9 protein-coding genes are annotated in these 7,577 nt (G+C 63.4%); 4 read left to right on the forward strand and 5 right to left on the reverse strand.

The annotated features are described in order from the left end of the window. The 4 genes from YUA_RS46635 to dctP form a co-directional block, all read right to left on the reverse strand. Positions 1 to 362 (reverse strand): acyl-CoA dehydrogenase family protein (locus YUA_RS46635; protein ID WP_035972965.1); only part of this gene is annotated, 362 nt, incomplete at its 3' end. Positions 363 to 401: 39 nt separating this feature from the next. Further along, positions 402 to 1,691, reverse strand: coding sequence for a TRAP transporter large permease (locus YUA_RS0140555; protein WP_027535742.1), 1,290 nt, complete (start codon positions 1,689 to 1,691; stop codon positions 402 to 404). 12 nt (positions 1,692 to 1,703) lie between these two features. Further along, the gene (locus YUA_RS0140560) at positions 1,704 to 2,258 is read right to left on the reverse strand and encodes a TRAP transporter small permease (protein ID WP_027535743.1); all 555 of its coding nucleotides are present in this window, start codon (positions 2,256 to 2,258) and stop codon (positions 1,704 to 1,706) included. Between the two features lie 26 nt (positions 2,259 to 2,284). After that, entirely contained in the window at positions 2,285 to 3,310 is a 1,026-nt protein-coding gene (gene dctP / locus YUA_RS0140565) for a TRAP transporter substrate-binding protein DctP (RefSeq protein WP_027535744.1), read from the reverse strand. A 227-nt stretch (positions 3,311 to 3,537) separates the two neighbouring features. On the opposite strand from dctP, the gene YUA_RS0140570 reads away from it, so the two are divergent. The 4 genes from YUA_RS0140570 to YUA_RS0140585 are packed head-to-tail and all read left to right on the forward strand — an operon-like array spanning position 3,538 to position 6,852. After that, on the forward strand, positions 3,538 to 4,740 hold the full coding sequence (locus YUA_RS0140570; protein ID WP_027535745.1) for a CaiB/BaiF CoA-transferase family protein: 1,203 nt from the start codon (positions 3,538 to 3,540) through the stop codon (positions 4,738 to 4,740). 9 nt (positions 4,741 to 4,749) lie between these two features. Next, positions 4,750 to 5,238 (forward strand): MaoC family dehydratase, encoded by a 489-nt coding sequence (locus YUA_RS0140575; RefSeq protein ID WP_371259951.1) that lies wholly within the window; start codon positions 4,750 to 4,752, stop codon positions 5,236 to 5,238. After that, entirely contained in the window at positions 5,238 to 6,089 is an 852-nt protein-coding gene (locus tag YUA_RS0140580; protein WP_027535746.1) for a CoA ester lyase, read from the forward strand. The genes YUA_RS0140575 and YUA_RS0140580 overlap by 1 nt, the downstream gene beginning before the upstream one ends. A 19-nt stretch (positions 6,090 to 6,108) precedes the next feature. Next, entirely contained in the window at positions 6,109 to 6,852 is a 744-nt protein-coding gene (locus tag YUA_RS0140585) for an IclR family transcriptional regulator (protein ID WP_027535747.1), read from the forward strand. Positions 6,853 to 6,856: 4 nt separating this feature from the next. Here YUA_RS0140585 and YUA_RS0140590 read toward each other — a convergent pair whose 3' ends face one another. Then, positions 6,857 to 7,273 (reverse strand): hypothetical protein, encoded by a 417-nt coding sequence (locus YUA_RS0140590; protein ID WP_035973044.1) that lies wholly within the window; start codon positions 7,271 to 7,273, stop codon positions 6,857 to 6,859. Positions 7,274 to 7,577 lie beyond the last annotated feature (304 nt).

Here is a 7,577-nt window from a genome sequence, read left to right on the forward strand (position 1 = left end):
TTCTCGCGGCCCTCGACCATCGGCGGCAGCATGCGCTTGCGCTGCTCCTCGGTGCCGAACACGACGACGGGATTGAGACCGAACACGTTGATGTGCACCGCAGACGCACCGGACATGCCGGCGCCGGATTCCGCGATCGTGCGCATCATGATCGCGGCTTCGGTGATGCCGAGCCCCGAGCCTCCATATTCCTCCGGCACGCAGATGCCGAGCCAGCCGGCGTCGGCCAGCGCCTTGTGAAAATCGTGCGGGAAGCCGCCGTCGTGGTCCTTCTTCAGCCAGTAGGCATCGGGAAAGCCTTCGCAGATCTTTGCGATGGCGTCGCGAATGGCTTCCTGCTGATCGGTGAGCGCGAAATCCATGTTCTTGATCTCCTTACTGGGAGCCGCACGGCTCCGATCTTAGCGTCCCATCTGCGAGGGCAGCCAGAGAATGATCGACGGAAACGCGACCAGAATCGCGATCGCAATCAGGTGCGCGATGAAATGCGGGAAGGTGCCATGGAACACCTCCGCCACCGGCCGCTTCGCATAGCGGGCGACGATGAAGCAGTTCAGGCCGACCGGCGGCGTGATCATGCCGACTTCGGCGGTGACGATCTTGATGACGCCGAACCAGATCGGGTCGAAGCCGAGCGTCTTGATCAGCGGCAGCACGATCGGCACGGTCAGCACCAGGATCGCGATCTGGTCCATGAAGGAGCCGAGCACGATGTAGCCGCACAGGATCAGCGTGATGATGACCCAGCGCGAGGTCGGCAAGGAGCCGATCCAGGCGACTAGATCCTGCGTCACGTGGGTGAGCGTGAAGAAGTAGCCGAAGATCGAGGCACCGACCAGGATCATGATGATCATGCAGGTGCCGTGGCTGGCGCGCAGCAGCGTCTTGTACAGCGAGGTCGGCGTGATCTTGCCCTTGACGATCGCCAGCAGAAAGGCGCCGAACGCACCGAAAGCCGACGCCTCCGTCGGTGTCGCGACGCCGAGATAGATCGTGCCCGTGACGATCGAGAACAGCACCACCATCGGCGAAACCTGCCACAGCAGTGCGAATTTTTCGCGCCACGGCACCGATTTCGCGGCGGGTGCACGCGACGGATCCTGCCAGACCAGGAAATAGATCGTGGCCATGATGGTGAAGGTAACGAGGATGGCGGGGATGATGCCGCTGATCAGGAGTTTTCCGATGTTCACCTCGGCGAGCAGGCCGAAGATAACGAGCGCGACGCTGGTCGGCAGCAGCATCGACAGCGTGCCCGAGATCGCGACCACGCCGGCGGCCATCTTCGGCTCATAACCCTGGCGGATCATCGCGGGAAGGCTGGTCGAGGACAACGTCGCAGCCGATGCCGTCGAGGTGCCGCAGATCGCGCCGAAGCCTGCGCCGGCAAGCGCCGTCGCCATGCCGAGGCCACCAGGAACACGGCCGACCCAGGCCGAGGCTGTCTTGAACAAATCGTCCGCGACGCCCGACAGCAGCACGAGGTCCGCCATCAGCAAGAACATCGGGATGGTGATGAGCTCGTAGGAGGAGACGGTCGAGAGCGGCGCGGTCTCCAGGATGCCGAACAAGGTCGGGAAGCCGCCGACCATGACCAGGCCGACCGAGCCGGAAAACGCCATGGCAAAACCGACGGGCGTGCCGAGCGCGAGCAGGCCAAACAGCAGAGCGAGAACGATAAGAGGTGTCATGGTTATCCGCCGTTACTCGAAGCCGCGCGCTTCGCCGACGCCGGTCACCGGCGGCAGCGGATAGAGGTCGCGGCCGCTGACGAGGCTCAGCACATTGCCGACGAGCTGGAGCGCCAGCCGCAGCACCAGCACGCCGCAGCCAAACGGCACCAGCGCCGCCGAAATCCAGGTCGGCCAGGGAATGGCGCCGGAGAGAACGTCGTGCTGCTCGTAGTTCTCCAGCGCGCGGTCGAACCCGACTTTGCAGATCAGGACGAACACGAACAGGCCCGCGAGCGCGGTGACGATCTCGGACAGCCGCCGTCCCGCCGGCGAGAAGCGCGACAGCAGGATGTCGACGCCGACATGGACATGCTCGCGCAAGGCGTCCGACAGCGTGAAGAAGAATACGCCCGCGAGCAGATAGAGCCCGATCAGATCATAGGTGAAGGAGAACGGGCTGTTCAGCGCGTAGCGCATGAACACGTCGGTCACGACCAGCACCATGATCACGAACATGAACGCTACCGCGATCATCGTCAGCGCACGCTCCAGCGCGCCGAGCACTCGCCCTGCCCGTTCGATCACTTCGCACCTCCCTCTTTGGTCCCGGATTACTTACTGCCCGCAGCCAGTAGATCTTCGAACTCCTTCAGCGCGGCAGAGGCCTGCTTGCCGCGGCTGTCGAGGCCGGCTGCCCATTCATGACCGACGCCCTTGAGCTTGTCCTTCATCTCGGCGCGCGTCGCCTCCGGCAGCGGATCGAAGATGACGCCCTCGTCCTGCATGTGCTTCTTGGTGACTTCGCCTTCCTTGTCGACATCGGCGCAGGCTTTTGGCGTGATCGCCTCCGAGGCCTCGTTCATCGCTTTCTTCACGTCGTCTGGCAGCTTGTCCCAGACCGACTGGTTGATGGAGTAGGCAACGATGAAGCTGCCGAAGCTGACGCCTTCGGTCGCGTGCTTGACAAGCTTGTCCAGGCCATAGGCCACGACGCTATCGAGCGGAAACAGCAAACCGTCCATCGTACCACGCGACAGCGACTCATAAGCATCGGGAGCGGCCATGCGCACCGGCACGGCGTTGAGCGCGCGCAGCGTGAGATCCTGCGCGCCGCCGGTGGTGCGCAGCTTCAGGCCTTGCATGTCCTTGGTGGTTTCGACCTTCGACTTGACGGTCCACACCTGGTAGGGCGGCAGCACCACGGCCAGCAGCAGCTTGATCTTGTTCGGTGCATATTCCTGCTTGGCCAGCACGCCTTCGCGCGCGGTCTTCCAATAAGCGAGTGTGCCCTGGCAGCTGGTCGCGAACGCGCCGGGCAGTTGCGCCACTTCCGACAAAGGCATCTTGTCGGAGACATAGGACGGCCCGATGTAGCCGATATCGACCACGCCCGACTGCGTCAGCCGCAGCATGTCGGCGGCTTTGCCGATCTGCTGGTTCGGATAATAGGTGAAGGTCACCGCGCCATTCGTGCGCTTGGTGACGTCGTCCATCCAGGGCTTGAGCATCAGGCGGACGAGATAATGTCCGGCGGGGAAGCTGTCGGCGACCTTCAGCTCGAGCGCTTGCGCAGACATTGTCGAGACCGGCAACGACAAGGCGAGCAGGGCTGCAGCCCGAACCAAATTCGTCTTCATGTCACTCTCCCTGACGCGTCCCCACGCCGAAGGCAGCAGCCGCTGGCTGCCAATCCGTTCGGCCCCTGCTCCATTCTTGCTTGAGGAAAATGTACATATACGTGAATTTATATATCAAGCATATGAATTATGCAGGGAGCCATGCGCCGCTGGGCGGGGCGGCCCAATTGACATCGCCAATCTCTGAATTCTTACTCCACATATATGAATTCATCCCACGAGGCCCCATGGGACCGCTCGCCGGCTTCACTATTCTCGACCTGACCTCGGTGCTGATGGGCCCCTACGGCACGCAGGTGCTGGCGGACATGGGCGCTGACATCATCAAGGTCGAAAGCCCTGAGGGCGACATCGTTCGCCAGATCGGTCCCGGCCGCACGCCGGGCATGGGCGGGATGTTCCACAATGCCAATCGCGGCAAGCGCAGCATCGTGCTCGATCTCAAAAAGCCCGAAGGACGCGACACGCTGCTGCGGTTGGCCAAGCGCGCCAACGCGCTGGTCTATAATGTGCGCCCGCAGGCCATGGCGCGGCTTGGCCTCGACTACGACACGCTGGCCGCGATCAATCCGTCGCTGGTCTATGTCGGCGCGTTCGGCTACGGCCAGTCAGGCCCCTATGCCGCCAAGCCCGCCTATGACGATCTGATCCAGGGCGCGGCCACGATTCCGACACTGCTTGCGGCGGCCGGCGACGGCACGCCGCGCTACGTGCCCGTCACCATCGCCGACCGCATCGTCGGCCTGATGATGGTCAACGCCATCATGGGCGGGCTGATGCATCAGAGCCGCACAGGTGTTGGCCAGCGCATTGACGTGCCGATGTTCGAATCCATGACGGAATTCGTGCTGATCGATCACTTAGGCGGACTCACCTACGATCCGCCGCTCGATCATGGCGGCTACGCCCGCCTGCTGTCGCGCTATCGCCGGCCCTACAAGACCAGCGACGGCTATCTCTGCGTGCTCATCTACAACGACAAGCACTGGCGCAGCTTCTTCGAGGCGATCGGACAGCTGCATTTTCTCAAGCAGCCGCGCTTTGCCAACCATACCGCGCGCACAAAAGACATCGACGAGATCTACCAGGAGATCGGCCACATCTTCCTGACGCGCACGACCGCAGAATGGCGCGACTTGCTGGAACGTACGGACATTCCGGTGATGCCGATGCACACGCTGGAGACGATCCTGGACGATCCGCATCTCAAGGCGATCGACTTCTTCACGACGGTGGATCACCCCGTGGAAGGCCGCATCCGCCAGATGCGTGTCCCCTCCACTTGGAGCGTGACCCAGCCGGAAGCCGCCGGCCCGGCACCGACGCTCGGCCAGCATGGCCGCGACATTCTGCGCGAGGCGGGTTTCTCGGCTGACGAGATCGAACGACTCGCAGAGCAGAAGGCAGTTCACCTGGCCGCGCCGCCCTAGAAGCAGGCGCTGGCCAAACCGCAGGATAATAGGGAGGAAACAGCGATGGCCGGACTTTATTTCGAAGATTTTTCCGTAGGCCAGGAGTTCAGGCATCCGCTGACCCGGACCGTCACGGAAATGGACAACACCATGTTCAGCCTGCTGACGCTCAACCCGCAGCCGCTGCACATCGATGCGCATTTCTCCGAAAAGACCGAGTTCGGCCAGCGCATTTTCAACAGCCTTTACACCCTCGGTATCATGATCGGCATGACGGTCTATGATACGACCATGGGCACAACCGTCGCCAATCTCGGCATGACCGACGTGACTTTTCCAAAACCGGTCTTCCATGGCGACACGCTGCGGGCGACGACGAAGGTGCTTTCGTTGAGAGAATCCAAATCGCGCCCGAAGGCGGGCATCGTCGAGTTCGAGCACCACGCCTTGAACCAGAACGACGAGATCGTCGGCAAATGCCGCCGCATGGCGATGATGCACAAGAGGCCGGTCTGATGCGTTCGATGCTGTTCGTGCCGGGCGATTCCCCGCGCAAATTCGAGAAGGCCAGCGAAGGCAAGGCCGACGCGCTGATCATCGATCTCGAGGATTCGGTCGTCATCGACAAGAAGCCGGAGGCACGCGGACTGACGCTCGAGATGCTGAACGGGCGGCGCGGCCCGCATCAGCTCTATGTCCGCGTCAATGCGCTCGACACCGGCATGACGCTCGCCGACCTCGCCGCCGTGATGCCGGGCCAGCCCGACGGCATCGTGCTGCCGAAATCGCAAGGAGGTGACGACGTGCGGCAGGTCGCGACCTGGCTCGAAGCCTTGGAAGCGGCAGCCGGCATCTCGATCGGAGCGACGCGCATCGTCTGTGTCGCAACCGAAACTGCCGGTTCGATCTTCGGCCTCGGCAGCTACAAGGGCTGCTCCCCTCGCCTCGCCGGATTGATGTGGGGCGCGGAGGATCTCTCTGCGTCTCTCGGCGCCACCGAGAAGGCCTCGGGCGGCGTGTTCCATAGCCCCTATCGCCTCGCGCGCGATCTCTGCCTGATGGCGGCGGCCGCAGCCGAAGTCGCGCCGATCGATACGGTCTATACGGACATCGACAATCTCACCGGCCTCGAGCAGGAAACGCGCGCGGCGCGGCGCGACGGTTTCTCGGCGAAGGCATTGATCCATCCCAAACATGTCGATGTCGTCAACGCAGCGTTCGAGCCGGCGGACGCTGAGCGCACATGGGCGGAGAAGGTGATCGCGGCCTTCGCGAATAACCCGAACTCCGGCACGCTGAGGCTCGACGGACAGATGATCGACAAGCCGCATCTTCGCGCCGCGAAGAAGATCCTCGGCCAATCCTAGATCAGGACGCAAGCCCAGCATGATCGTTCGCCAAGCCGCAAACGTCCTGGAGATCATGGAATTCTTCGCGCAAACGAGGAAGCCGGCGACGCTTGCCGAAATCGCCGATCATTTCGGCTGGCCGCGCTCGTCGACTTTCAACCTGCTCGCGACGCTGTCGGAGAAGGGGTATCTCTACGAACCGAGGCCGCGCGCCGGCTTCTATCCGACGCCGCGGTGGCTGGCGATGGCAAGGATGATCTCCGAGGTCGAGCCGCTGCCGCCGTGGACGCATACGCTGATTTCCGACCTTTCCGCCGAGACCGGCGAGACCGCATCCATCGTGGCGCCGGCGGGCGTGATGGCGGTGTTCATCGACGTCGTCGAGTCGCAGGCGGCGATCCGCTATTTCGCCACCATCGGCCACCGCGTGCCGATTCACGCCACCGCGAGCGGCCGCGCGCTGCTGCTGCAATATTCGCCGGAGGAGCGTGACTCCGTCTATCGCAAGATCGAGTTCAAGCAATACGGCCCGTCGACGCCGATCAGCATCGAAGCGGTCGAGGTCGAGCTGCGCAATTCGATCGCGCGCGGTTATTGTCAGAGCTTCGCCGACTACAGCCGCGACCTCGCGGGCGCGGCGATCCCCTTGCCGATCGGCGACCGCAGGCTCTCCGTCGTCGTCGCCGGCCCGGAGTTCCGGATTGGGCCGAAGGTCGCGGAGGTGGCGGCGTTGATCGCGCGGACGATCGACCGGCTCAGGCCGAAGACGACCGCGGCCTGAAGCCTCATTCGAATCCCTGAACCGGCGGCGTCGAAGTCTGCGCCGGCACCTCAGGAGCAGCTTGAACGGGCTGCACCGCAGGCGCGGCCTGAACCGGCGGATTGCTGGCAGCTCGCATCTGGCCGCTGGCATCCATCGCCTGTCGTGTGTGCGGCGGCGCACCGGTCGCGGCTACAGGGTAGGCCTCGCGACGCGGCGGCGGCCGATGTCTCGCCGAGCGCGAACTTCTCACGCCCCAGGAATGGGCGATTGCAGGTCCTGCGGTATAGCCGACCACCGCGCCCGCGACGGCACCGATCGGACCCAGCACGACGGCACCTGACACGGCTCCCAACGCCGCAGCACCAGCCCGCTCCTGCGCGACAGCACTCGCAGGTACGCCAGCCAGCATGACGATGGCAGTGATCAAAGCTTTGTTCATCGGAGCGCCTCCCTCGCGGGAGATCACTCTTACTCAAATATGGCTGCAGGACGTTTGTTCGTTGCCCAACACGAGGCAATCGCCGATGGAACTCGGGCAACACGAAGGCGTGGTTGCATGACGGTGAGAACCGCACTCGCGGAGAGTCCCCCCTCACCCAGATCGCATCTGCGATGCAATCCCGCCTCTCCCTCAAGCGGGCAGGGCAATCGCATATGACTCGTTGCGGCGACCTGTGCGCACGCCTCGTCCTTCGAGACGGCGCTTACGCGCCTCCTCAGGATGAGGCTAACCAGCGTCAGTG

It is taken from the genome of Bradyrhizobium sp. WSM3983, assembly GCF_000473045.1.
Taxonomy (GTDB): domain Bacteria; phylum Pseudomonadota; class Alphaproteobacteria; order Rhizobiales; family Xanthobacteraceae; genus Bradyrhizobium.